General features: G+C 57.0%; 1 pseudogene. It reads right to left on the bottom strand.

Annotation, left to right across the window (positions count from 1 at the left end):
* Positions 1 to 181 precede the first annotated feature (181 nt).
* Positions 182 to 913, bottom strand: a pseudogene (locus AAFO90_RS24970) (hypothetical protein); the annotation flags it as partial.
* Positions 914 to 1,039 lie beyond the last annotated feature (126 nt).

Raw genomic sequence — 1,039 nt, 5'->3', positions numbered from 1 at the left:
ATATTGCGCCTCTTGGTTTCTCCATCGTCAAACGTCGTCTCGATAAAAATGCTTACATCCATGGTGGGTCCCGCCTTGTTCCGAAACCTTACCCTACCACGTCGACCACCAGGTTTTGCCCACTCCCCCGTTGATTTCGTTGGATTTCTCATCTCACAATTAAGGGCTACGCGACAACGGTCTAGTCCTTGATCCGCCACATCCTGAATCGTCCTTGTTGCGTCACTTCTCGGATCAGGCCTCGCTCTTCCATCCATGCGAGGTTCCTTTGAACAGCCGCGCGACTTGCGCCTGTTAGGGCCTCCGCCATCGGGGCCGACACCAAAGGCCACTCTGTCAACACAGACCGAAGAGCGGCCGGAGTTCTGCCCGAAAGCTGAGACATGGCTCCTTCCGCCCGAACACTCCATGTTTGGGTACCATCTAGATGACGCATCGCCGTTAGAATTGCGCTGTTCATCCCATCCAACCAGCGTGCCAAGCGTTCGGTTGGCAAACCCGAGACACGCAGCCCCCCTGCCCCGCCCATAGCCAGCGGCGCGAAGACGGCGCCGCTTCCGTCGCAGGCCGCGATCCTGGACGCGGTGACGGCGGCTTCGATCTGGTCGCCGTGCTGTCCGAGTCCCGCCAGACTCCAGAGATGAAAGCCCATGCAAGCTCGGGTGATTGGGTGGAACTCGGCTGCGGCTGTCATTACTTCCAGCCATCCGCCCGCACGATCTTCGAAACGCTCAGCGCTGTCTTCAATGTTCTCGGGATCGCGGCGATCCAGGAAGGCGGCTAAGTCAGCCTTCGGTCCGGGACCGCCTGTCAGGCGCCGAACAGCCCATCCAACTCTTGCAAGGGCATTTGGGTCATCCTGTGCGCCCGAGAGCCGCATCGATATCCAGAGCGCCAGACGATCAGAACTCATGTCGCAATTGCTTTGCCGTTTCATTAAAAAGTTCTTACAGGATTCCAGCAGGATGAAGCGTAATCCGACGTGGTATTTTACGTTTCGATTTCAATTTTTAGCTCGCGTTTCAATAAGCGAGAACAT

Origin of the sequence: Phaeobacter sp. CAU 1743, from assembly GCF_039839315.1 — a bacterium.
GTDB lineage: Bacteria > Pseudomonadota > Alphaproteobacteria > Rhodobacterales > Rhodobacteraceae > Phycobacter > Phycobacter gallaeciensis_A.
The sequence above is the reverse complement of the archived record's forward strand: the minus strand, read 5'-3'. Positions and strand labels throughout refer to the sequence as shown.